This window comes from Diaphorobacter sp. B2A2W2 (assembly GCF_056730635.1).
The window spans coordinates 16,893-41,274 of record NZ_JBWZOR010000011.1; the positions used below are offsets into that span (position 1 = coordinate 16,893).

The following is a 24,382-nucleotide window of genomic DNA, read 5'->3' on the forward strand; positions in this document are numbered from 1 at the left end:
TTTCTCAACCTTCCTTTCTTTTCATCCTAGGAGTCATCATGGAAAACATTCTCGGTCTCGTCGCTCTGGCTTGTGGTCTGATCGTGGGCCTCGGCGCTATCGGCGCTTCGATCGGTATTGCCCTGATGGGTGGCAAGTTCCTGGAATCCTCCGCACGCCAGCCTGAGCTGATCAACGAACTGCAAACCAAGATGTTCATCTTGGCAGGTCTGATCGACGCCGCCTTCCTGATCGGCGTGGCCATCGCTCTGCTGTTCGCTTTCGCCAACCCCTTCGTTCTGGCCTAAGCCTCCGTCAACGCCCTAGAAAGAAAGGTGTTGCCGTGAGTATCAACGCGACCCTGTTCGTTCAGGCCATTGTTTTCCTGATCCTGGTGCTGTTCACGATGAAGTTCGTGTGGCCCCCGATCGCGAAGGCGCTGGATGAGCGAGCCCAGAAAATCGCCGATGGTCTCGCAGCTGCCGATCGTGCCAAGACCGAGCTTGCTGCTGCCGACCAGCGTGTGAAGCAGGAACTGGCTGCCGCCAGCAACGAAACCGCGACACGCTTGGCCGACGCTGAGCGCCGCGCACAGGCCATCATCGAAGAGGCCAAGGCGCGCGCCAACGACGAAGGCAACAAGATCGTCGCTGCTGCCCGTGCCGAGGCCGAGCAGCAAGCGATCCAGGCACGTGAAGCCCTGCGCGAGCAGGTGGCGGCCCTGGCCGTCAAGGGGGCTGAGCAGATTCTCCGCAAGGAAGTCAATGCCGGCGTTCATGCCGATCTGCTGAACCGTCTGAAGACCGAGCTGTAAGGGAGCATTCAATGGCTGAACTCGCCACCATTGCCCGCCCTTACGCCGAGGCGCTGTACAAGGCCTGCACCGACCAAGCCGGTGTGGACCTGAATGGCGCCACAGCCTGGGTGGACGAGCTGGCGGCGATTGCCGCCAATCCCCAATTGCGCCAACTGGCGGACAACCCCAAGGTGACGGGCGAGCAGGTGTTCGACGTCATCGTGGGCGTGGCCCGCTCGGCGTTGCCTGACCTGGCCAAGAACTTCCTGCGTACCGTGATCGACAACGGGCGCGTGCAGGCGCTGCCTGAAATCGCGGCCCAGTTCCGTACGCTGGTCAATCGCAGCCACGGCACTTCGGATGCCGTGGTGTATAGCGCCTTCCCGCTGGATGCGGGCGCTCTGACCGATGTGGGTGCCACGCTTGAAAAGCGCTTCGGTCGCAAGCTCAATCTCTCCGTGCAGTTGGATGAGACCCTGATCGGCGGCGTGCGCGTGGTGGTGGGCGACGAGGTGCTCGACACTTCCGTCAAAGCCCGTCTGGAACAAATGAAAGCTGCCCTCACCGCCTGATGGGCGTGAGGTCTCGGCTATACCCCCAAGAAAGAAGGAAAGAGTCATGCAACTCAATCCCGCAGAAATTTCTGAACTGATCAAGAGCCGCATCGAAGGTCTGGCAGCCAGCAGCGATATCCGCAACCAGGGCACCGTGGTGTCCGTGACCGACGGTATCGTGCGCGTCCACGGCCTGTCGGACGTGATGCAGGGCGAAATGCTCGAATTCCCTGCTGCGGCAGACGGTCAGCCCTCCTTCGGCCTGGCCCTGAACCTCGAGCGCGACTCCGTCGGCGCCGTGATTCTGGGCGAGTACGAGCACATTTCTGAAGGCGATACCGTGAAGTGCACGGGCCGCATTCTGGAAGTGCCGGTGGGCCCGGAACTGATCGGCCGCGTGGTGAACGCTCTCGGCCAGCCGATCGACGGCAAGGGTCCGATCAACGCCAAGATGACGGACGTGATCGAGAAGGTCGCTCCCGGCGTGATCGCGCGCCAGTCCGTGGACCAGCCGCTGCAAACCGGCCTGAAGTCCATCGACTCCATGGTGCCAATCGGCCGTGGCCAGCGTGAGCTGATCATTGGCGACCGCCAGACCGGCAAGACGGCAGTGGCCATCGACGCCATCATCAACCAGAAGGGCCAGGGCGTGACGTGTATCTACGTCGCCATCGGCCAGAAGGCATCGTCGATCAAGAACGTGGTGCGCGCCCTGGAACAGGCCGGCGCCATGGAATACACCATCGTCGTGGCGGCTTCGGCTTCCGAGTCCGCCGCCATGCAGTACGTGTCGGCCTACTCCGGCTGCACGATGGGCGAATACTTCCGCGACCGTGGCGAAGACGCGCTGATCGTGTACGACGACCTGTCCAAGCAAGCTGTGGCCTACCGCCAGGTTTCGCTGCTGCTGCGCCGCCCGCCAGGCCGCGAAGCCTTCCCCGGCGACGTGTTCTATCTCCACAGCCGCCTGCTGGAGCGTGCAGCCCGTGTGAATGCCGACTATGTGGAAGCCTTCACCAAGGGCGAGGTCAAGGGCAAGACGGGTTCGCTGACCGCACTGCCCGTGATCGAAACCCAGGCCGGCGACGTGTCTGCCTTCGTTCCAACCAACGTGATCTCGATCACCGACGGTCAGATCTTCCTGGAAACCAGCCTGTTCAACGCTGGTATTCGCCCCGCCATCAACGCCGGTATCTCGGTGTCGCGCGTGGGGGGTGCCGCCCAGACCAAGCTGATCAAGGGTCTGTCCGGCGGTATCCGTACCGACCTGGCCCAGTACCGTGAACTCGCGGCGTTCGCGCAGTTCGCCTCCGACCTGGACGAAGCCACGCGCAAGCAGCTGGACCGCGGCGCCCGCGTGACGGAACTGCTCAAGCAGCCCCAGTACAGCCCGCTGAGCACGGCCCTGATGGGCGCGACGCTCTTCACGGTGAACAAGGGCTTCTTGGACGACGTGGACGTGAAGAAGGTGCTGGCCTTCGAAGCCGGCCTGCACCAGTACCTGAAGACGAGCCACGGTGCGCTGCTGGACCGCCTGCAGCAGAACCGCGCGTTCGACAAGGAAGGCAAGGACGAAGCCGAACTGACGCAAGCCATCACGGCGTTCAAGAAGTCGTTCGTTTAAATCGGACGAGGAACCATCATGGCAGCAGGTAAGGAAATACGCGGCAAGATCAAATCGGTGGAAAACACCAAGAAGATCACCAAGGCCATGGAAATGGTGGCCGCGTCTAAGATGCGCAAGGCGCAAGACCGCATGCGTGCCGCCCGACCCTATGCCGAGAAGGTGCGCAACATTGCCGCCCACCTCGGCGAGGCCAACCCTGAGTACGTGCACCCTTTCATGAAGGCGAACGATGCGAAGGCGGCTGGCATTATTGTCGTGACGACCGACAAGGGCCTGTGCGGAGGCATGAACACCAACGTGCTGCGCGCCGTCACCACCAAGCTGCGCGAACTGCAGTCTACGGGTGTCGATGTGCAGTCGGTGGCTATTGGCAACAAGGGGTTGGGCTTCCTCAACCGCGTGGGTGCCAAGGTCGTGGCGCATGCCACCGGGCTGGGCGATACGCCGCACCTGGACAAGCTGATCGGACCGGTGAAGGTGCTGCTGGATGCTTACGCGGAAGGCAAGATCAACGCGGTGTACCTAAGCTACACCAAGTTCATCAACACCATGAAGCAGGAATCGGTGGTGGAGCAGTTGCTGCCCCTGTCGTCTGAGCAGATGCAGGCCCAGAAGACCGGCCATGGTTGGGATTACATCTACGAGCCTGATGCGCAGAGCGTGATCGACGAACTGCTGGTGCGCTATGTCGAGTCGCTGATCTACCAGGCAGTGGCAGAGAACATGGCCTCGGAGCAGTCCGCGCGCATGGTGGCCATGAAGGCCGCCACCGACAACGCCGGTAACGTCATCAACGAGCTCAAACTGGTCTACAACAAGACGCGCCAAGCGGCGATCACGAAAGAACTTTCGGAGATCGTTGCAGGTGCCGCGGCAGTCTGACGCCGCCTTCGGGTCTCGGTTTAAATTTTTGGAGCAAATCAAATGGCTCAAGTGCAAGGCAAGATTGTTCAATGTATCGGCGCCGTGGTGGACGTGGAGTTCCCGCGCGACCAGATGCCCAAGGTGTATGACGCCCTGAAGCTCGAGGGCTCGCCCCTGACGCTGGAAGTGCAGCAGCAGCTGGGCGACGGCGTGGTGCGTACCATTGCGCTCGGTTCTTCGGACGGTCTCAAGCGTGGCCTGATGGTCACGAACACCGGCAACCCCATCACCGTCCCCGTGGGCAAGGCCACGCTGGGCCGCATCATGGACGTGCTGGGCAACCCCATCGACGAGCGCGGCCCCGTGGACCAGAGCCTGACGGCTTCCATCCACCGCAAGGCCCCCGCTTATGACGAGCTGAGCCCTTCGCAGGAATTGCTCGAGACCGGCATCAAGGTGATCGACCTGGTGTGCCCGTTCGCCAAGGGCGGCAAGGTGGGCCTGTTCGGTGGTGCCGGCGTGGGCAAGACCGTGAACATGATGGAGCTCATCAACAACATCGCCAAGGCGCACTCGGGTCTGTCCGTGTTCGCTGGCGTGGGTGAGCGTACCCGCGAGGGCAACGACTTCTACCACGAGATGGCCGACTCCGGCGTCGTGAATCTGGAGAACCTGGGCGAGTCCAAGGTGGCCATGGTCTACGGCCAGATGAACGAGCCCCCGGGCAACCGTCTGCGCGTGGCCCTGACCGGCCTGACCATCGCCGAGTCCTTCCGCGACGAAGGCCGCGACGTGCTGTTCTTCGTGGACAACATCTACCGTTACACGCTGGCCGGTACCGAAGTGTCCGCCCTGCTGGGTCGGATGCCTTCCGCCGTGGGCTACCAGCCTACGCTGGCCGAGGAAATGGGCCGTCTGCAAGAGCGTATTACCTCGACCAAGGTCGGGTCCATCACGTCCATTCAGGCCGTGTACGTGCCTGCCGACGACTTGACCGACCCGTCGCCCGCCACCACCTTCGCCCACCTGGACTCCACCGTGGTGCTGTCGCGTGACATCGCCGCTCTGGGTATCTACCCTGCCGTGGACCCGCTGGACTCCACCAGCCGCCAGCTGGACCCGCAGGTCGTGGGTGAAGAGCACTACCAAGTGGCCCGCCAAGTGCAGGGTACCCTGCAGCGCTACAAGGAACTGCGCGACATCATCGCCATTCTGGGTATGGACGAGCTGGCCCCCGAGGACAAGCTGGTCGTGGCCCGTGCCCGCAAGATCCAGCGTTTCCTGTCGCAGCCGTTCCACGTGGCCGAGGTGTTCACGGGCTCGCCTGGCAAGTACGTGCCGCTGTCCGAGACCATCCGTGGCTTCAAGATGATCGTGGCTGGCGAATGCGACCACCTGCCCGAGCAGGCCTTCTACATGGTTGGCACCATCGACGAAGCCTTCGAAAAGGCGAAGAAGGTGGCCTGATGGTCCGAAGGCCGGCCCCGCGTCCGGCCCTCGTGAGCCCTACAGGCTTGCCATTCCCTTTTTCTAGGAGCAAAGATGAACACCATCCATGTTGATGTGGTCAGTGCCGAAGAGTCCATCTTCTCCGGCGAGGCGCGCTTCGTCGCGCTGCCCGGCGAAGCGGGCGAATTGGGCATCTATCCGCGCCACACGCCACTCATCACCCGCATCAAGCCGGGTTCGGTGCGCATCGAATTGCCTGACGGCAACGAAGAGTTCGTTTTCGTGGCCGGTGGCATTCTGGAAGTGCAGCCCGACTGCGTGACCGTGCTGTCCGACACCGCCATCCGTGGCCGTGACCTGGACGACCAGAAGGCGCAGGAAGCCAAGGCTGCGGCCGAGGAAGCCCTGAAGAACGCCAAGAGCGAGATCGATCTGGCGCGCGCCCAGTCCGAGCTGGCCGTGATGGCAGCGCAGATTGCCGCGCTGCGCAAGTTCCGCCAGAAGCGCTGATCGACTGATCGCCTTCCATCGCAAAAGCCGCCTTCGGGCGGTTTTTGTCGTTATGGGTGGGCCCGCTATGGCGCTCGTCCATCGGCGCCGTCCGACGCCAGCCAGGCCCAACGCGACGCTAGCATGGGCCATGGTCAACCCTTTGGCAGAGTCCGCGGCAGACGCCCTGGTGGTAGCGCGCCCCGAAGGGCTGTATTGTCCACCGGGTGGCTTTTACATCGACCCCTGGCGGCCGGTGGACCGGGCCGTCATCACCCATGGCCATGGCGACCACGCGCGGCGCGGACACGGACACTACCTGGCGCACGAGCACAGCGCGGGTATCCTGCGCGGTCGGCTGGGGGCGGACATCGCTTTGCAAACGCTGGCCTACGGGGAACCCCTGCACCACAACGGCGTGCGCATCTCACTGCACCCTGCGGGCCATGTGCTGGGCTCGGCCCAGGTGCGGCTGGAGCACGGCGGTCGCGTGTGGGTGGCCTCGGGTGACTACAAGCTGGAGGCCGACGGCACCTGCGCGCCGTTCGAGCCCGTGCGCTGCGACACGTTCATCACCGAATCCACCTTCGGCCTGCCCATCTACCGTTGGCCCGCACAGGCCGTCCTGCAGACCCAGATCAACGACTGGTGGCGTTCCAACGCGGCCCTGCGCCGCCCTTCGGTGCTGTTTTGCTACGCGTTCGGCAAGGCCCAGCGCATCCTGCATGGCGTAGATGCCAGCATTGGTCCGCTGCTCATGCATGGCGCGGTGGAGCCCCTCAATGCCGCTTACCGCGCCGCCGGCGTGCGCCTGCCGCCCACGCAGGGGGCCACCGACGCGTCACTGGACGCCGCGACGCGCGAGACCGCGCTGGTGCTGGCGCCGCCCTCGGCGCAAGGCACTCCATGGATGCGCCGCTTCCCACGCCACGCCGATGCCTTTGCCAGCGGCTGGATGCAGCTGCGCGGCACGCGTCGCCGCCGCGGGGTGGATCGTGGTTTTGTGCTCTCCGATCACGCAGACTGGCCGGGCCTGCAGCAGGCGATTGCCGCCACGGGGGCCGAGCGCGTGTTCGTCACCCACGGCAGCGTGGCCGTCATGGTCCGCTGGCTGCGCGAGCAAGGGCTGGATGCCCAGGCTTTCGCCACCGAATACGGCGACGAGGACGAGGCAGCGCCGGCCGACGCGCCAACTGCAGCGTCCACTGCACCGGAAGCCGACGCAGGCGACGCGGCCGGAGGCACCTCCTGATGCAAGCCTTTGCCGCGCTCTACCAGGCGCTGGATGCCAGCACGTCCAGCCTCGCCAAGCAGGCCGCGCTGCGCGACTATCTGCGGGGTGCGCCACCCGAGGATGCCGCCTGGGCCGTCTACTTCCTCGCGGGTGGCAAACCACGCCAACTCGTGCCCACCAAGCTGCTGCGCGCGGTGGCGCGCGAGGCGGCGGGGTTGCCGGAATGGCTGTTCGACGAAAGCTACGAGGCTGTGGGCGATCTGGCCGAGACCATCGCACTGCTGCTGCCCCCGCGCACGCAGGCGCACGCCCTGGGGCTGGCCGCATGGATGCGCGAACACCTGCTGCCGCTGCGCGGCCTGGCGCCCGACACCCAGGCTGAACGGCTGGGTGCGCAATGGGCACGGCTGGCGCCCGAGGAGCGGCTGGTGTACTTCAAGCTCATCACGGGGGCCTTCCGCGTGGGCGTGTCGCGCTTGCAGGTCACGCAGGCGCTCGCGGCCGTGAGCGGCGTGGACGCCAAGCGCATCGCCCAGCGCCTCATGGGCTACACCCACGTGGGCGCGCAGCCCGGGGCGGCCGACTACCAGCGCCTCGTGGCGCCCCAGGGAGATGGTGCGGGCGCGCAGGCTGCGGAAGCCCAGGGCCATCCCTATCCCTTCTTTCTGGCGCACCCGCTGCAGCTGCCGGTGGCGCAGTTTGACGCCGCGCTTGGCCCGCCGGCGGACTGGATCGTGGAATGGAAGTGGGACGGCATCCGCGCCCAGCTCGTGCGGCGCGGGGGCGCCACTTGGCTGTGGTCGCGCGGGGAGGAGTTGGTGACCGATCGCTTCCCCGAACTGCAGGCGCTGGGCGACGAAGCCCTGCCCGACGGCACGGTGCTCGACGGCGAGATCGTCGTCTGGCAGCCCGCGCGAGCGGATGCGCCGGCGCAGCCGCGCCCGTTTGCCGACCTGCAAAAGCGCATCGGCCGCAAGTCACTGGGCGCCAAGCTGCTGCGCGAGGTGCCCGTGGTGCTGCTGGCCTACGACCTGCTGGAGGAACACGGCCAGGACCTGCGCGGCCTGCCGCTGCAGGCGCGGCGCGCGCGGCTGGACGCGCTGCTGGCGCGCACCGACCACCCGGCGCTGGTGCCCAGCCCGGTGCTGCAGGGACAGAGCTGGGCCGAACTGGCACGCCTGCGGGACAGCGCGCGTGCCCTGGGCGTGGAGGGCATGATGCTCAAAGGGCGCACGGCGCACTATGGTGTGGGCCGCACCCGGGACGTGGGTATCTGGTGGAAGTGGAAGATCGACCCGATGAGCGTGGACGCCGTGCTCATCTATGCGCAGCGAGGCCACGGGCGCCGCGCCAGCCTGTACAGCGACTACACGTTCGCCGTGTGGAGTGCGCCGCAGGGCACCGAGGGGCGCACGCTGGTGCCGTTTGCCAAGGCGTATTCGGGCCTCACCGATGCCGAGATGGCGCGGGTGGACGCCATCATCCGCAAGACCACGGTGGAGAGCTTCGGCCCGGTGCGCAGCGTGCGGCCCACGCTGGTGTTCGAGCTGGGTTTTGAGGGCATAGCGCGCAGCGCGCGGCACAAGAGCGGCATCGCCGTGCGCTTCCCGCGCATGCTGCGCTGGCGTGAGGACAAGCCGGTGGACGAGGCTGATTCGCTGGATACGCTGGCAGCGCTGTTGCCTGCTACGCCATGATCTGGTGCTATGAATACAAGAGCTGTTGGCGCTGGATGGACGGGCGCTGCAGGCGATTTTCCCTTGAAATGCAGTGGCCCGCGCGGCGGCAATGCCTTGGCCGCGCGGTGCAACGGGGGGTGCCGTGACCGCCCCGCGCTTCCCCCTCGCGACGGGCTGGCTGGCCACGCGCGGCTGGGCGCCATTCGCCTTCCAGCGCCAGGTGTGGCGCGCCATCGCGCAGGGACGCTCGGGCCTGCTGCACGCCACCACGGGCGCCGGCAAGACTTATGCGGTGTGGCTCGGGGCGCTACAGGCCTTCGCTGACGGGGACTCAAAACGGCCTGTAGCGCCCGTCCATCCAGCGCTAAGCGCTATTACTAGCGAAGCGGCACCGCGGACCGCACCACTCACCGTGCTGTGGATCACGCCCATGCGCGCGCTGGCCGCCGACACGCTGCGTGCGCTGGCGGCGCCGCTGCAGGCCCTGGCCGCACAGCATGCCGGCCTGGCGCGCTGGAGCCTGGGCGCCCGCACGGGCGATACCGGCAGCGCCGAACGCAGCGCGCAGGCGCGGCGTCTGCCCACGGTGCTCGTGACCACCCCCGAAAGCCTGTCGCTGCTGTTGGCGCGCGCGGACGCGCGCGAGCAACTGGCCCGCGTGCGCCTGGTGGTGGCGGATGAATGGCACGAGCTGCTGGGCAACAAACGCGGCGTGCAGGTGCAGTTGGCGTTGGCGCGGCTCGCGGGCTGGAACCCGCAGCTCATGGTCTGGGGCATGTCGGCCACGCTGGGCAACCTGCCCGAGGCCATGCAGACGCTGCTGGGCCGGGAGGGCGGCACGCTGGTGCGCGGCCGCGTGGAAAAGCGCCTGGTGGTGGACACCCTGCTGCCCGAGCGGCCCGAGCGCTTCACCTGGGCCGGCCACCTGGGCCTGGCCATGCTGCCGGCGGTGGTGCGCGCGCTGGAGGAGTCGCCCGGCACCACGCTGGTGTTCGTCAACGTGCGCTCGCAGGCCGAGCAGTGGTACCAGGCGGTGCTGGATGCGCGGCCGGACTGGGCGGGGCAGATCGCCATCCATCACGGCTCGCTGGACCGCGGTGTGCGCGAATGGGTGGAAGCGGGGCTCAAGAGCGGCAGCCTGCGCGCCGTGGTCTGCACCAGCAGCCTGGACCTGGGTGTGGACTTTCTGCCGGTACAGCGCGTGCTGCAGATCGGCTCGGCCAAGGGCGTGGCGCGCCTGCTGCAGCGCGCCGGCCGCTCGGGCCACGCACCAGGGCGGCCCTCGCGCATCACGCTGGTGCCCACGCACAGCCTGGAGTTGGTGGAGGCCGCCGCCGCGCGCGCCGCGGTGCATGCCGGGCGGGTGGAAAAGCGCGTCTCGCCACACCAGCCCGTCGACGTGCTGGTGCAGCACCTGGCCACGGTGGCGCTGGGCGGGGGCTTCGAGCCCGAGGCGCTGTATGCCGAGGTGCGCCGCACGGCCGCGTACCGCACGCTGCCGCGCGGCGTGTGGCAGTGGTGCCTGGATTTCGTTGCGCGTGGCGGCAGCGCCCTGGCGGCCTACCCGGACTACCGCCGTGTCGTGCCGGACGAGAACGGTGTGTGGCGCCTGCCCGATGCGCGCCTGGCGCGCCGCCACCGCGCCAACATCGGCACCATCGTGAGCGATGCCAGCATGCAGGTGCAGATTCTGCAGGGCGCTCGCCTGGGCGCGGTGGAAGAGGGCTTCATCGCGCGGCTGTCGCCGGGCGATTGCTTCGTGTTCGCCGGGCAGGTGCTGGAACTGGTGCGCACGCGCGAGATGACCGCCTTCGTGCGGCGCGCGCCGGGGCGCCAGCCCACGGTGCCGCGTTGGAACGGCTCGCGCATGCCGCTGTCCACCGTGCTGGCCGACTACGTGGTGCAACAGCTCGCGCAGGCGGGGCGGGGCCGCTACGCCAGCCCCGAGCTGCGCGCCGTGCGCCCGCTGCTGGAGGTGCAGCGCCGCTGGTCCGCCCTGCCCACGCCGGGCACGCTGCTGGCCGAGACGCTGCGCACGCGTGAGGGCTGGCACCTGTTCCTCTACCCGTTTGCCGGCCGGCATGCGCACATCGGGCTGGCCAGCCTGTTCGCCTGGCGCGCGGCCCAGGGGGTGCCGGGCACCTTCTCGATCGCGGTGAACGACTATGGATTGGAGCTGCTGTCCGCCACAGAACGCGACTGGCCGGCCTTGCTGCCCGACCTGCTGCGCACCGACGCCGCCGCGCCGCAGGCCGCCCGGCAGGCGCACGCCCTGGCGCCCGACGAGGCGCTGGCCATTCGCAACACTGCCAACGCCACGGCGCCCGAGTCGGTGCCGCAAGAGCGTGACGCGCGCGCAGCGTTGCTGCACGAGGTGCTGGCCAGTCTCAACGCCACCGAGATGGCGCGCCGGCGCTTTCGCGAGATTGCGCGCGTGGCGGGGCTCATCTTTCAAAGCCACCCGGGCGAGCAGCGCAGCGCGCGCCAGTTGCAGGCGTCTTCACAGTTGTTCTTCGAGGTCTTTCGGCGTTATGACGCGGGCAACCTGCTGCTGCGCCAGGCCGACCAGGAAGTGCTGAGCCAGGAGCTGGACGTGGCACAGCTGCTGGCGGCGCTCACACGCATGCAGGCGCAGCAGCTCATGGTGCAGCCTCTCGTGCGACCCGGGCCGCTGGCCTTTCCGCTGATGGTGGAGCGCTTTCGCGAGCAGCTCAGCAACGAGGCGCTGGCCGACCGCATCGCGCGCATGCTGGGCGACATGGAAGCCGCCGCCAGCGCGCGCAAACCCGTATCCGCCCCACCGGTGCAGGACGTTGTGCCCCCTGACCCGCCGCGCCGCCGGCGCGCCGCCCCCCCGGCCGCGCCACCGCGGCAGGAAGCATCGTCCGCCGTTACCGACGCACTGCGCGACACGCTGGACTTTGCCGATGCCTCCGAGGGCACGGGCGCCGCGCCGGCCGCGGCGCGGGGCCGTTCCCCGCGCCGCGCGCGCAAACCTTCGCGCCCGTTGCCGCGCCTGTGACCCATGCATGCGCCTGATCCGCCCGCCGACCTGGCCGTGGACCTGGCCGGCACCACCGTGTGGCTGCTGCCCGAACGCGCGCTGTGGTGGCCGGAGGGCGCCATGCTGTGCCTGGCCGACCTGCACCTGGGCAAGGCCGCCACCTTCCGCGCGCGCGGCCTGCCCGTGCCCGCGGGCACCACGCAGGGCAACCTGGCTCGGCTGGCGCAGTTGCTGGCGCGCCACCCCGGCGTGCAGCGCTTGGTGGTGCTGGGCGACTTCCTGCATGCGGCCGAGGCCCACGCGCCCGCGTTGCTGCGCGCGTTGGCCGCTTGGCGCGAGGACCATGCGGCACTGGAACTGGTGCTGGTGTGCGGCAACCACGACCGCCACGCGGGCGACCCACCGGCGTGGCTGGGCGCGCGCATCGTGGAGGAGCCTTGGTCTCTGGGACCTTTCGCCTGCTGCCACCATCCACAGCACCGCGCGGGGCAGTGGGTGCTGGCCGGACACCTGCACCCCACGGCCGTGCTGTACGGCGGCGGGCGCGATGCGTTGCGCATGCCCTGTTTCGTGGCGGAGCCGGGACTGCTGGTGTTGCCGGCCTTTGGCGAGTTCACCGGCGGCCATGCCGTGCCCGCCGCGCCGGGGCGCCAGCGCTTCGCGGTGGGGGCGGGGCGCGTCTGGGCGTTGCCCTGAAGGGGTGATCGAAAAGGGAGTTCCGCCTCGCAAGGCGTGCTCTGGTACTCAGTCCACCGTGCCCGGGATGACGGGGGCGTCGGGCAGCTCGTTCGGCCGGTCCACGCCCTTGGTGGCCGGGAAGTGTTCCACGAGCAGCGCAGAGACCTCGCTCAGCGCCTGGGTCAGACCGTCCTCGTGCCGGCCTTGGCGGAAAGCCTCGGCCATGTGCGACACCATGCTGCGCCATGTCGCCGGGGGCACGCGGCGCGCCAGAGCGCGGTCGGCCACGATCTCGATGGCATGCTCGGCCAGCATCAGGTAGATGAGCACGCCGTTGTTGTGTTCGGTGTCCCACACACGCAGCTTACCGAACTGCGTGACCGCGCGCTCGCGCGCCGTGGCGCCACGCCACAGGTACGACAGCGGCAGGCCGCCTTCCACGCAGATGCGGATCTGGCCGGTGTGGCGGCGCTCGCTGGCGGCCACGCGCTGGCCCAGGCGCTCCAGCACCTCGGGTGGCAGGGCCTGGTGCAGGCCGCCGTCGGACCAACGGTGCCGCAGCAGCCGCGCCAGGCGCGCCAGCACGCCGGAAGGTGGGGATGAAGAGGGTGTGACCATGGTGTTTCGCTCTGTGCTTGCCGCCCTACCAGTCGCCCGATGCACCGCCGCCGCCGAAGTCTCCGCCGCCGCCCGAGCCGAATCCACCACCGCCTCCACCGCCCCAGCCACCGCCGTGACCGCCTCCCCAGCCGCCGCCGCCGCCGTGCCACACCACGGGGCCGCCGCGGCCCGCAAAGATCCAGGTGTAGAGCAGCGCCAGCAGCCCCGCGCCACCCGCCAGCAGCAGGCTGGAGGTGACGATGAAGGCCAGGAACCCAGCGCCGCCGCCCATCACCAGGCCGCCCAGGCGCTGGCCGAACAGCCGGCGCACCACGGGGCCCGCCACCATCACGCCGAAGAAGAGGAAGACGGCCAGGTCTGTCCAGTCAAAGCCCGCGGACGCGCCGCGGCCCTGCCAGTCGCCTTGCTGGCTGCTTTGCGGCGCGGGCAGGTTTTCGCCCGCGATGCGCGCGCCGATTTGCTGCACCGCGGCGTCCAGCCCGCCGGCAAAGTCGCCCTCGCGAAAGCGCGGCTTCATCGCGCCGTCGATGATGCGCGCGGCGGCGATGTCGGGTATGGCGCCTTCCAGCGCCTTGGCCACCTCGATGCGCATGCGCCGGTCGTCCTTGGCCACGACCACCAGCACGCCATCGCCCACGTCCTTGCGGCCGATCTTCCAGGCGTTGCCCACGCGGTTGGCGAAGGCGGCGATGTCCTCGGGCGCGGTGGTGGGCACCATCAGCACCACCACCTGCGAGCCGTGCTGCTGCTCGATGGCGGCCAGGCGCGCCTCCAGCCCCTGGCGCTGCGTGTCGTTCAGCGTGCCGGTCTGGTCGATCACGCGCGCTTGCAATGCAGGCACCGCGCGCAGGGGCTGCGCGGTGGCGGGGAGGGCTCCGATAGCTACAAGAAATATAGCTATCAGCGCTTGAAGGGCAAGCGCTAGCGGCATATTTTGCTTACAACCCTGATGTCAGGGCTTGGAGGCGGGTGCGGGGCTAGAGAAATCCACCTTGGGCGGCGCAGAGATCTCGGCCTCGTTCGCCACCGTGAAGCTGGGCTTGGGTTCATAGCTGAACACCATGGCCGTGAGGTTGGTGGGGAAGCTGCGTGCGAGCACGTTGTACTCCTGCACGGTCTGGATGTAGCGGTTGCGTGCCACGGTGATGCGGTTCTCGGTGCCCTCCAGCGTCACGCGCAGGTCGCGGAAGGCCTGGTTGGCCTGCAGCTGCGGGTAACGCTCGGCCACCACCATCAGGCGCGATAGCGCGCTGGACAGCTCGCCCTGCGCCTGCTGGAACTTGTTGAACGCCTCGGGGTTGTTGAGGGTTTCGGGCGTCACCTGGATCGAGGTGGCCTTGGCGCGCGCCTCGATCACCTTAGTCAGCGTCTCCTGCTCGAATGCCGCCTCGCCCTTGACGGTGGCCACGATGTTGGGCACCAGGTCGGCGCGGCGCTGGTACTGGTTGAGCACTTCGCTCCACGCGGCCTTGGACTGCTCGTCCAGGCGCTGGAAGTCGTTGTAGCCGCAGCCCGAGAGGGCCAGCACGGCGGCAAGCATGGCGATGAGTCGTTTCATGGTGAACAGGCCTTTGCAATGCAGAAGAAAGACGGGCGGCACGGCGCCGCGCATGCCGATCATTGTGCATGCATCGGCCAGGCGCATGACAGGGCCATCGAACGGCACAATACGCGGCTGGGTTGCAACCACCGACACTTCGCCATGCCCCGAACCCCGCTGCGCGCGGCCGCCCTGGCCGGTTCCCCCGACGATCTGGAAGCCGCGTTCTACGACGCCCTGCAAGCCGGCGACGTGGAGCGCGTGATGGCCTGCTGGGCCGACGAGGACGACATCGTCTGCGTGCACCCCGGCGCCGCGCGCCACGTGGGGCCCGCCGCCATCCGCGCGGCGTTCGCCACCTTGCTGCAGCAGGGCGGCCTCAACGTGCATCCCGCGCAGGTGATGCGCGTGCAGGCCTTGGCGAGTGCCGTGCACAGCGTGCTGGAACATGTGCGTGTGATGCTGCCCGACGGTCCGCGCGAGGCCGTGGTGCAGGCCACCAACGTCTACCACAAGACCCCGCAAGGCTGGCGCCTGGTGGCGCACCATGCCAGCGCCGCCGGCATGCACGAGGCCGAGGGCGCTGCGCCCGCCGGGCACCTGCTGCATTGATGCCAAGCCTTTGATGGGCTGGTTTATGGGTCAAATTGGCCTTCAACACAATACCAGCAATCGCTTCCAGCTATGAAATATGAAGCGCCTTGGTGGTTGCCCGGCGGCCATGCACAGACCATCTGGCCCGCGCTGTGGGCGCGGCGCACGCTGGGGCCGCCGCCGGCCTATGTGCGCGAGCGCTGGCTGGCGCCCGACGGCGATTTCGTGGACGTGGACTTCCTGTGGCCGTGTGCCGCGGCGGGCGCGGCCCCCGCGCCGCTGCTGGTGCTGTTCCATGGACTGGAAGGCTCGTCGCGCAGCCACTATGCGCAGGCCTTCGCCGGCGTGGCCCGCGAGCGCGGCTGGGGTTTTGCCGTGCCGCACTTTCGCGGCTGCAGCGGCGAGATCAACCGCGCGCCGCGCGCCTACCATTCGGGCGACCATGAAGAGATCGACTGGATCCTCCGGCGCCTGGCCGGGTTGCAGCGGACCGGCGGTGGGGCGCGGGCGCCGCTGCTGGCCGTGGGGGTGTCGCTGGGCGGCAATGCGCTGATGCGCTGGGCCGGCGAGCAGGGCGGCCGCGCGCTCGCCAGCGCGGACGCCATCGCCAGCGTGTGCGCTCCGCTGGACCTGGCGGCCGGCGGCCACGCCATCGGACGGGGCTTCAACCGGCAGGTGTACACGCGCATGTTCCTGCGCACCATGGTGCCCAAGGCGCTGGCCAAGCTGGCGCAGTACCCCGGCCTGTTCGACCGGGCGGCCCTGCTGGCCGCGCGCGACCTGCACGCTTTTGACGACCTCTTCACCGCGCCGCTGCACGGCTTTCGCGATGCAGACGACTACTGGCGCCGCGCGTCGGCCAAGCCGCTGCTGCCTGCGGTGCGCGTGCCGGCGCTGCTGGTCAATGCGCGCAACGATCCCTTCGTGCCCGGCGCCAGCCTGCCGCGCGACGGTGAGGTGGCGCCCGCGGTCACGCTCTGGCAGCCGGCGCATGGCGGCCACGTCGGCTTTGCGCAGGGTGGCTGGCCCGGCCATGTGCGTGCCCTGCCCGAAGCCGTGGCCGCCTGGCTGGCCGACCATGCGGCGCTGGGGTGAATGCCTGCGGGGGCGCGGACGAGGGCGCACAATCGCTGTCATGGATGACATCGTCAAGCAGGCCATCGCCAAATGGCCCAACGTGCCGGCCTGCTACGGCTGGCTGGGGCTGGATGCGCGCGGCCACTGGTACCTGCGCGATGACGCCGTGCAGTTACAGGGCGGCTTCGCCGTGGCGCGCGGAACGCGGCTGGAGCATGCCAAGCTGATCGAATTCATCCACCGCAACTATGAGGCGGATGGTGAAGGCCGCTGGTTCTTCCAGAACGGACCGCAGCGCGTCTATGTGGAACTGGAGGCCACACCGCTGATCTGGCGTCTGGGCGCCGACGGCGAGCCCGTGGCGCACACCGGCCGGCCGGCCGGTCGGGTGAATGAGTGCCTGGTGGACGAGGCCGGCCGCGTGTACCTGGCCTGCACCGCCGGCCTGGGCCTGGTGCACAGCCTGGATGTGGAGGCGTTGGCGCGCCAGATCGATCAGGGCCGCTGGACGCCACGCGAGGTGCTGGCGGCCGACCTGCCCGGTGCCTACGGCTTTGTGCCGAGCCCGCAGGCGGCTGCGGGCCCACTGCCTGCGTAACGCGCCGCACTGCAGAAAACCCCCTGCCAGAAACCAACAAGCCGGCACGCGGCCGGCTTGTGACGAGGCGAAAAGTGCCTTAGTTGGAGGCAGGTGCGCTCGCAGCGGCCGCGCCGCCTTCGGCGCCGGGACGGTTGGGCTCCTCGAACTTGGCGCCGGCGGCATTGGCCATGTAGGCCACGCCGCGCGCGATCTCGGTGTCGTCGAAGTCGCCGCCACCCTGCGGTGCCATGGCGCCCTTGCCCTTGAGGGCCGATTGCACCAGGGCTTCGAAGCCCGTGGCAATGCGCGGCGCCCAGGCGGCGGTGTCACCCAGCTTGGGCGCGCCCGCGGCGCCGGTGGCGTGACAGGCGGCACACTGCCCCTGGAAGACGGCTTCGCCTGTGCGCAGCGGGCGGTTGGCGTCGCGCACCTCGACGTTGCCGATCTTCTGGATGCGCTGGGCCACGGCCAGTTCGGGGTTGGCGGAGCCGGCCGCCGGCTTCTTGTCGGCCGTGACGAACAGCACCAGGCCGATGATGGCGAACACCGGGAGCACAAACGCAAAAATGACGGTGACCAGGAGTTGCTTGGGGTTCTTGATCGGTCCGGTATGCGCTTCGTCGTGGGTGTCGCTCATGGGATCCTCTGGTGATTCTGTTGTACTGGGGGCTGAAGGGAAAAGACTTTTCGATTATAGGAGCGCGCTCCACACCCGCCCGTTGGGGAAAAAACGGGCAGGCGCGCGTCGTGACCTATGTCAGGAGCGTGGGGTCTCTTCGGCGGGAGCGGTCCAGCCGCCGCCCAGCACCTTGTAGAGCGTCACCTGGTTCTGCAGTTGCTGCAGGCGTGTCACCACCAGCGACTGCTGGGTGGCGAACAGCGAGCGCTGCGCATCCAGCAGGTCCAGGTAGCTGGCCACGCCGTTGCGATAGCGCAGGTCCGACAGCTCGAAGCGTTTGGCATCCGCCTGCGCCTGGGCACGCTGGGCGTCGACCTGCTCCTGCAGCGTGGCCTGGCCGGCCAGGGCGTCGGACACCTCGCGGAACGCGGTCTGGATGGATTTCTCATACTGGGCCACGGCGATTTCGCGGCCCGCGCGCGCGGACTCCAACCCCGCCTGGTTGCGGCCGGCATCGAAGATCGGCAGGGCCAGCTGCGGCGCCAGAGAGAACGCCCACGAGCCGCTCTTGAACAGCCCCGACAGCTCATCGCTCACGGTGCCGAACTGGGCGGTGAGCGAGATGCGCGGGAAAAACGCCGCGCGCGCCGCGCCGATGTTGGCGTTGGCGCCGATCAACTGCTGCTCGGCCATGCGCACGTCCGGGCGGCGCACCAGCAGGTCGGAAGGCAGGCCCGCGGGCAGCGCCTGCATGGGCGTGGCGTCGGCCAGGCGCGAGGAGGGCAGGCTGGCACGGATGTCGTCGGGCAGCGGCTGGCCCAGCAGCAGGACCAGCGCGTTTTCATCGAGCATGCGCTGGCGCTGCTGCTGCGCATAGGTGGCGCGTGCGGTCTGGGCCAGGCTCTCGGCCTGGCGGTTGTCGAGCTCGGAGCTCACGCCGTTCTCCAGGCGCAGGCGTGTGAGCTTGACCGACTCATCGCGCGTTTCCAGCGTGCGACGCGAGATGTCGAGCAGCTCCTCGTCGGCCATCAGTGTGAGCCAGCCCGAGGCCACGGCCGCCACCAGGCTGATCTGCGCCGACTTGCGCGCCTCGTCCGTGGCCAGGTACTGGGCCAGGGCCTGCTCCTTGAGGGCCGCCACGCGCCCGAAGAAGTCGATCTCCCAGGCCGAGATGCCCAGGCCCACCTGGAACTGGTTGGCGTAGCTGCCCGTGGTCGCGCTGGGCTGGCGCGTGCCGCTGGCGATGGCGTTGACCGTGGGGAACTGGTTGGCGCGCTGGATCTGGAATTGCGCGCGCGCCTGCTCGACATTGAGCATGGCCACGCGCAGGTCGCGGTTGTTGCCCAGGGCCATGCCGATCAGCCGCTGCAGGCGGGGGTCGGTGAAGTATTCCTTCCAGTCGATGTCCGCCGCGGCACGCGCGGAGGTGGTGGATTCGGCCCCCGCCAGCGGATAGGCCTGCGGCACGGGGGCCGCAGGACGTTCGTAGGTGGGGATGAAGCTGCAGCCCGCCACCAGCGCCGCGGCTAGCAGGGGGGAGAGGGCGCGCGCAGGGCGCGCGCGGTTCAGGGTGTGCGATTGCATAGGTTGTTCTCCTGCCGGCGGGGCTCAGGCCTCGCCGCGGTGTTGGAGTGCCTGCTGGGCGTCATGCTCTTGCTGGCGGCGGCTGCCCTTGAAGAAGCTGCGCACCACCACGAAGAACACGGGCACGAAGACCACGGCCAGCAGCGTGCCGGTGATCATCCCGCCGATCACCCCGGTGCCGATGGCGCGCTGGCTCGCCGAGCTGGCGCCCGATGCGAGGAACAGCGGCACTACGCCCAGCGTGAAGGCCAGCGACGTCATGATGATGGGGCGAAAGCGCAGGTGGGCCGCCTCCAGGGCTGCCTCGATCACGCTCTTGCCCGAGGCCTGCAGGTCCTTGGCAAATTCGATGATCAGGATGGCGTTCTTCGCCGACAGGCCGATGATGGTCACCAGGCCGATCTGGAAGTACACGTCGTTGGACATGCCGCGCAGCAGCGTTGCCAGCACCACGCCCAGCACGCCGAGCGGCACCACCAGCAGGACCGAGAACGGGATGGACCAGCTCTCATACAGCGCTGCCAGGCAGAGGAACACCGCCAGCAGCGAGAACGCGTAGAGCACCATGGCCTGCGAGCCCGCGAGCTTTTCCTCGCGCGACTGGCCCGTCCATTCGAAGCCGAAGCCCTCGGGCAGCTGCGCGGACAGGCGCTCCATCTCCTGCATGGCGTCGCCGGTACTGAAGCCCGGTGCCGCATTGCCGGCGATCTTCATCGCCGGATAGCCGTTGTAGCGCACAGTCTGCATGGCACCGCTGATCCATTGCGTGGACGCGAAAGTAGACAGCGGCACCACCTGCCCCTTGTTGTTGAGCACGGGCAGATCCAGCACCGACTCGGGCTGCATGCGTGCCGAGGCATCGGCCTGCACCACCACGCGCTGCAACCGGCCCTGGTTAGGGAAGTCGTTCACATAAGACGAGCCGAGCGCGGTGCCCAGGGCGCTGCTGATGCTATCGAACGACACGCCCAGGGCATTGGCCTTGTCGCGGTCGATGTTGATCTGCATCTGGGGTGCGTCTTCCATGCCGTCGGGGCGCACGCCAGCGAGCACCTTGCTCTGCGACGCCATGCCCAGCAGCTGGTTGCGTGCCGCCACCAGGGCGTCGTGGCCCTTGGACCCGCGGTCCTGCAGCCGGAACGTGAAGCCCGAGGCCGTGCCCAGCTCGGGAATCGGCGGCGGGCTGAGCGCGAAGATGAAGGCATCGCGGAAGCCCGACAGCGCGCCCATAGCGCGGCCGGCCACGGCGTCGGCGGAGTGCGCGGCGCCGGGGCGCTCGCTCCAATCCTTGAGGGTGATGAACGCCAGGCCCGCGTTCTGCCCCTGGCCGGAGAACGAGAAGCCCGCCACGGTGACGATGTCATTCACCTCGGTCTGCTTCAGGGCGAAGTCCTCCACCGCGCTCAGTGCGCTCTGCGTGCGCTCCAGCGATGCCCCGGCGGGCAGTTGCACGTTGGCGATCAGGTAGCCCTGGTCTTCATTGGGCAGGAAGGAGGTGGGCAGGCGCATGTACACGATGCCCACGGCACCGATCAGCGCGGCGTAGATGATCAGCATGCGGCCGCCGCGGCGCACGAGGCGGGACAGGCCCGACTCATAGCGGTGCGTGGTGCTCTTGAAGACACGGTTGAACCAGCCGAAGAAGCCTTTCTTCTCGTGGTGGTCTTCCGCGACGGGCTTGAGCAGCGTGCCGCACAGCGCGGGCGTCAGCGACAGTGCCAGGAAGGCCGAGAACGCAATCGACGTGCCCATGGTGGCCGCGAACTGGCGGTAGATGTTGCCGGTGGAGCCCGCGAAGAACGCCAGCGGCACGAACACCGAGATCAGCACCACGGTCACGCCCACGATGGCGCCAGAAATCTGGCCCATGGCCTTGCGCGTGGCCTGCAGCGGCGGCAGCCCCTCCTCGGCCATGATGCGCTCCACGTTCTCCACCACCACGATGGCGTCGTCCACCACGATGCCGATCACCAGCACCATGCCGAACATGGTCAACACGTTGATCGAGAAGCCCATGGCCAGCAGGGCGCCGAAGGTGCCCAGCAGCGCCACCGGCACCACGATGGTGGGGATGATGGTGTAGCGGAAGTTCTGCAGGAACAGGAACATCACCAGGAACACCAGCGCCACGGCTTCCAGCAGCGTGTGGACCACTTTCTCGATGGACACCGAGATGAAGGTGGAGGTGTCGTAGGGAATCGCGTACTTCACGCCTTCGGGAAAGTACTTCTGCAGGTCGGCCAGCTTGGTCTTCACGGCTTCGGCCGTGGCCAGTGCGTTGGCGGTGGAGGTGAGCTGCACGCCCATGCCCACCGAGGGCGACCCGTTCAGCCGCGCGCTGGTGCTGTAGCTTTGCGCGCCCAGTTCGATGCGCGCCACATCCTTCATGCGGACGGTGGAGCCGTCGGTGTTGGCGCGCAGCACGATGTCGCCGAACTGCTCCACGGTGGACAGCTGCCCCTTGACGACGATGGTGGCCGAGGTGGTCTGGCCTTCCGCGGCGGGCAGGTCGCCCAGGTTGCCGGCCGACACCTGCACGTTCTGGGCGCGGATCGCGGCATTGACCTGGTCGAGCGAGAGATTGAATCCCTTGAGCTTGACCGGGTCGATCCAGATGCGCATGGCACGCTCGGAGCCGAACTGCGTCACACCGCCCACGCCCGGCAGGCGCTGCAGTTCAGGCACCACGTTGCGCGCGGCATAGTCGTTGAGTGCCTCGATGCTCACGTTGGGGTTGTCAGACGTGAGGATGGAGAACAGCAGGAAGTTGGAGCGCGACTTTTCCACGCGCACGCCCTGCTGCGTCACCGCGGCTGGCAGGCGCGGGGTGGCGCGCGACAGGCGGTTTTGCACATCCACCTGGGCCAGGTCGTCGTTCGTGCCTGGCTCGAAGCTCAGCACGATCGAGCCCGTGCCGTTCGCCTGGCTGGTGGTTTCCATGTAGGCCAGACCGGTGGCGCCGTTCATCTCGCGTTCGATGACGGCGAGCACGCTGTCCTCCAGGGTCTGGGCGGTGGCGCCGGGATAGGCCACCGATACCTGGATGGTCGGAGGCGCCACCGCCGGGTACTGCGCAATGGGTAGCTGGGTGATCGAGACCGCGCCGACCACCATGATGAAGATAGCGATCACCCACGCGAAAATGGGGCGCTCGATGAAGAACTTGGCCATGTGCCGCGCTCCTGGTTCTTATTGTTGGGCCGGCGTTGCGGCGGGCTGGCTGGCGGCGGACGCTGGCGCCGCTGGGGCCTTGGCGGCACCTTGCGGTTGCCACGGCACGGGTTGGACGACGATCGGGTCGCCCGGCTTGCCGCGGGGCAGCTTCTGAAAGCCGTCCACCATGACCTGTTCGCCCGACTTCAGGCCGTCGAGCACCACCCAGTTGGAACCCTGGGCCGGGCCGAGCTTGACCACGCGCGGTGTGACGTGGTTGTCGGGCCCCACCACCATCACCGTGTCGGCCTTGCCGGAGCGGGTGACGGCCTGCTGGGGCAGCAGAATGCCGTTGTCCACCTGGGCCTGTTCGAGACGCACGCGCACGTACAGGCCGGGCAGCAGGGCGCGCTCGGGGTTGGGGACTTCGGCACGCAGGGTCACCTGGCCGCTGGTGGCGTCCACGGTGAGGTCGGTGAACAGCAGGCGGCCGGTCTGCGGATACACGCTGCCGTCTTCCAGCACTACGCGCACGTTGGCCGCATTGGCACCGGACTGCTTGTACTTGCCGCTGGCCATGGCGGCCTTCAGCTTGAGGGCCTCCGAGGCGGACTGCGTGAAGTTGATATACAGCGGGTCGATCTGCTGGATCACCGCCAGTTCGGTGGGTGTGCCCTGGCCCACCAGCGCGCCTTCCGTGACGAGGGCGCGGCCAATGCGGCCCGAAATCGGAGCGGTGACCGTCGCATAGCCCAGGTTGATGCGCGACGTGGTCAGCGCGGCCTTTGCGGCGGCAACATTGGCTTCGGCGGTCTTCTGCGCGGCGACCGCATTGTCGTATTCCTGCTTGCTGATGGCGTTGACGGCCACCAGCGGGCGATAGCGCTCGGCCAGCGCACGGCTTTGCGCCAGGCTCGCCTCGGCCTGGGCGACGCTGGCTTCGGCCTGGGCCACACTGGCCTGGTAGGGCGCGCTGTCGATCAGGAACAGTTGCTGGCCGGCCTTCACATCGCTGCCTTCCCTGAAGAGGCGCTTTTGCAGAATGCCCGCGGCCCGAGCGCGCACTTCGGCAACGCGCGACGCTTCCAGCCGGCCGGGCAATTCGGTGACCAGCCCGATGTCACCTGGCTGCACGGTGACCACGCCCACCTCCGGTGCGCGGGGTGATGCGCCCGCGGTGGGGGCGTCGCTTTTCTGGCTGCAGGCGCCGAGCGCAAGGGCCGCTGCCAGCGCAACCGCGAGGGCTGCGGGGACAGAGGTGCGCTGGAAGGGGCAGATAGCACGGGCTGTTGCGTTGTTCAGGCGAGGCATGGAAATCCTTTGACGGCGGTATGCGTTAGATGTTGTTTGAGACCGGCGGGTGATGCTGACACGGGTGAATGACAGACGCGCAAAGGGGAATGATTATACATACATCCATGAATGTATAATTACGTGGAAAGCGCGGCCGTTGCCGTATCCACGTTTTGGAGGTTCCCATCCATGGCACGACGTACCAAGGAAGATGCAGATGCTACGCGCAACAGCCTTTTGGATGCTGCCGAGCGTGTGTTCTACGAAAAAGGCGTGTCGCGCGCCTCGCTGAGCGACATTGCCCAGGCTGCGGGCGCCACGCGCGGCGCGATCTACTGGCATTTCAAGGACAAAGTGGCCTTGTTCAATGCCATGATGGACCGGGTGACCCACCCGCTGGAGCAGGTGGGCAGCAAGAGCGCCAGCATGGCCACTCTGCCCCCGTTGGAGCGGCTGCGCTCCATGGTGGACTTCGTCCAACGCACCATCGTCCAGGACGAGCGCACGCGCCGGGTGTTCGAGATCGCGTTGTACCGGGTCGAATACGTCAACGACCTCGCGGCGGTGCGCGACAACCATATCGAAGGCTGTGCAGATTTTTGCGCGCTGATCGAGGGTGAATTGCGTTCGGCGGCAGAAGACCAGAACCTGCAATTGCCGATGGAGCCACACACCGCCGCGATGGGTGTACAGGCGCTGTTCGATGGCCTGCTGCAGTCCTGGTTGCTGACCCATGGACGCTTCGATCTGGTGACCGTCAGCCGAGGCGCCATCGACGCCTATCTGCGGGGGTTGGGTTTTCGTCTGTAGCCACAGCCACGTGCGATAATCCGCCGCTTGTTCGCCATCGGGCGGACTTTCCCAGCGGCTGTAGCTCAGTGGATAGAGTATTGGCCTCCGAAGCCAAGGGTCGTGGGTTCGATCCCCGCCAGCCGCGCCACATTCCCCAGCCCTTGTTCCCAAGGGCT

At 67.9% G+C, this 24,382-nt stretch carries 22 protein-coding genes and 1 tRNA gene; 16 read left to right on the top strand and 7 right to left on the bottom strand.

The genetic code is table 11. The features are described from left to right. Positions 1–38 precede the first annotated feature (38 nt). The 11 genes from atpE (at position 39) to pdeM (ending at position 12,371) form a co-directional block, all read left to right on the top strand. Positions 39–287 (top strand): F0F1 ATP synthase subunit C, encoded by a 249-nt coding sequence (atpE, locus tag AC1PPL_RS16110; RefSeq protein WP_011803767.1) that lies wholly within the window; start codon positions 39–41, stop codon positions 285–287. Positions 288–322: 35 nt separating this feature from the next. Then, positions 323–793 carry a F0F1 ATP synthase subunit B gene (locus AC1PPL_RS16115; protein WP_012655376.1) on the top strand — a complete coding sequence of 157 codons (471 nt, stop codon included), beginning with the start codon at positions 323–325 and terminating at the stop codon, positions 791–793. A gap of 11 nt (positions 794–804) precedes the next feature. Next, positions 805–1,347 (top strand): F0F1 ATP synthase subunit delta, encoded by a 543-nt coding sequence (locus tag AC1PPL_RS16120; RefSeq protein WP_011803769.1) that lies wholly within the window; start codon positions 805–807, stop codon positions 1,345–1,347. A gap of 46 nt (positions 1,348–1,393) precedes the next feature. Further along, on the top strand, positions 1,394–2,953 hold the full coding sequence (gene atpA, locus AC1PPL_RS16125) for a F0F1 ATP synthase subunit alpha (protein ID WP_011803770.1): 1,560 nt from the start codon (positions 1,394–1,396) through the stop codon (positions 2,951–2,953). A gap of 18 nt (positions 2,954–2,971) precedes the next feature. Then, positions 2,972–3,838 (top strand): F0F1 ATP synthase subunit gamma, encoded by an 867-nt coding sequence (atpG, locus tag AC1PPL_RS16130; RefSeq protein WP_011803771.1) that lies wholly within the window; start codon positions 2,972–2,974, stop codon positions 3,836–3,838. 42 nt (positions 3,839–3,880) lie between these two features. After that, on the top strand, positions 3,881–5,287 hold the full coding sequence (gene atpD, locus AC1PPL_RS16135; protein ID WP_012655377.1) for a F0F1 ATP synthase subunit beta: 1,407 nt from the start codon (positions 3,881–3,883) through the stop codon (positions 5,285–5,287). 75 nt (positions 5,288–5,362) lie between these two features. Beyond that, entirely contained in the window at positions 5,363–5,779 is a 417-nt protein-coding gene (locus AC1PPL_RS16140; RefSeq protein ID WP_011803773.1) for a F0F1 ATP synthase subunit epsilon, read from the top strand. Positions 5,780–5,909: 130 nt separating this feature from the next. Further along, on the top strand, positions 5,910–7,010 hold the full coding sequence (locus AC1PPL_RS16145) for a ligase-associated DNA damage response exonuclease (protein ID WP_479973695.1): 1,101 nt from the start codon (positions 5,910–5,912) through the stop codon (positions 7,008–7,010). Then, complete coding sequence (locus AC1PPL_RS16150) at positions 7,010–8,689, top strand: ATP-dependent DNA ligase (RefSeq protein ID WP_479973696.1); 1,680 nt, start codon at positions 7,010–7,012, stop codon at positions 8,687–8,689. Before AC1PPL_RS16145 ends, AC1PPL_RS16150 begins: the two co-directional genes overlap by 1 nt. Before the next feature lie 91 nt (positions 8,690–8,780). Further along, complete coding sequence (locus AC1PPL_RS16155; RefSeq protein WP_479973697.1) at positions 8,781–11,693, top strand: ligase-associated DNA damage response DEXH box helicase; 2,913 nt, start codon at positions 8,781–8,783, stop codon at positions 11,691–11,693. 3 nt (positions 11,694–11,696) lie between these two features. Next, positions 11,697–12,371, top strand: a complete 675-nt coding sequence (gene pdeM, locus AC1PPL_RS16160) for a ligase-associated DNA damage response endonuclease PdeM (protein WP_479973698.1) — start codon at positions 11,697–11,699, stop codon at positions 12,369–12,371. 48 nt (positions 12,372–12,419) lie between these two features. Here pdeM and AC1PPL_RS16165 read toward each other — a convergent pair whose 3' ends face one another. From AC1PPL_RS16165 to AC1PPL_RS16175, 3 genes are read right to left on the bottom strand one after another with little or no spacing between them, the layout of a single operon-like run. Then, entirely contained in the window at positions 12,420–12,971 is a 552-nt protein-coding gene (locus AC1PPL_RS16165; RefSeq protein ID WP_479973699.1) for a TPM domain-containing protein, read from the bottom strand. A gap of 25 nt (positions 12,972–12,996) precedes the next feature. Next, positions 12,997–13,905, bottom strand: a complete 909-nt coding sequence (locus AC1PPL_RS16170; RefSeq protein WP_312844568.1) for a TPM domain-containing protein — start codon at positions 13,903–13,905, stop codon at positions 12,997–12,999. 21 nt (positions 13,906–13,926) lie between these two features. Further along, a complete protein-coding gene (locus tag AC1PPL_RS16175) occupies positions 13,927–14,532 on the bottom strand; it encodes a LemA family protein (RefSeq protein WP_287744764.1) in 606 nt (201 codons plus the stop codon). 144 nt (positions 14,533–14,676) lie between these two features. Here AC1PPL_RS16175 and AC1PPL_RS16180 point away from each other — a divergent pair, with 144 nt between their 5' ends. From AC1PPL_RS16180 to AC1PPL_RS16190, 3 genes are all read left to right on the top strand, one after another. Further along, on the top strand, positions 14,677–15,126 hold the full coding sequence (locus tag AC1PPL_RS16180; RefSeq protein WP_011803781.1) for a YybH family protein: 450 nt from the start codon (positions 14,677–14,679) through the stop codon (positions 15,124–15,126). A gap of 72 nt (positions 15,127–15,198) precedes the next feature. Continuing rightward, on the top strand, positions 15,199–16,203 hold the full coding sequence (locus tag AC1PPL_RS16185) for a YheT family hydrolase (RefSeq protein ID WP_287744766.1): 1,005 nt from the start codon (positions 15,199–15,201) through the stop codon (positions 16,201–16,203). Between the two features lie 40 nt (positions 16,204–16,243). Beyond that, complete coding sequence (locus AC1PPL_RS16190; RefSeq protein ID WP_011803783.1) at positions 16,244–16,783, top strand: DUF2946 family protein; 540 nt, start codon at positions 16,244–16,246, stop codon at positions 16,781–16,783. A 79-nt stretch (positions 16,784–16,862) separates the two neighbouring features. Here the strand turns inward: AC1PPL_RS16190 and AC1PPL_RS16195 are convergent, their stop codons facing one another. The 4 genes from AC1PPL_RS16195 to AC1PPL_RS16210 all read right to left on the bottom strand — a co-directional run bounded on the left by AC1PPL_RS16195 (position 16,863) and on the right by AC1PPL_RS16210 (position 23,432). Beyond that, complete coding sequence (locus AC1PPL_RS16195; protein WP_374608033.1) at positions 16,863–17,402, bottom strand: c-type cytochrome; 540 nt, start codon at positions 17,400–17,402, stop codon at positions 16,863–16,865. Positions 17,403–17,522: 120 nt separating this feature from the next. Beyond that, positions 17,523–18,968, bottom strand: a complete 1,446-nt coding sequence (locus tag AC1PPL_RS16200) for an efflux transporter outer membrane subunit (protein WP_479973700.1) — start codon at positions 18,966–18,968, stop codon at positions 17,523–17,525. Between the two features lie 24 nt (positions 18,969–18,992). Beyond that, positions 18,993–22,139 (bottom strand): efflux RND transporter permease subunit, encoded by a 3,147-nt coding sequence (locus AC1PPL_RS16205; protein ID WP_088887817.1) that lies wholly within the window; start codon positions 22,137–22,139, stop codon positions 18,993–18,995. Between the two features lie 18 nt (positions 22,140–22,157). Then, complete coding sequence (locus AC1PPL_RS16210; protein WP_287744771.1) at positions 22,158–23,432, bottom strand: efflux RND transporter periplasmic adaptor subunit; 1,275 nt, start codon at positions 23,430–23,432, stop codon at positions 22,158–22,160. A gap of 171 nt (positions 23,433–23,603) precedes the next feature. Here AC1PPL_RS16210 and AC1PPL_RS16215 point away from each other — a divergent pair, with 171 nt between their 5' ends. Next, positions 23,604–24,224 carry a TetR family transcriptional regulator gene (locus AC1PPL_RS16215; RefSeq protein WP_012655391.1) on the top strand — a complete coding sequence of 207 codons (621 nt, stop codon included), beginning with the start codon at positions 23,604–23,606 and terminating at the stop codon, positions 24,222–24,224. Between the two features lie 54 nt (positions 24,225–24,278). Beyond that, positions 24,279–24,354: transfer RNA gene (locus tag AC1PPL_RS16220), tRNA-Arg, on the top strand. The last annotated feature ends 28 nt before the right edge of the window (positions 24,355–24,382 follow it).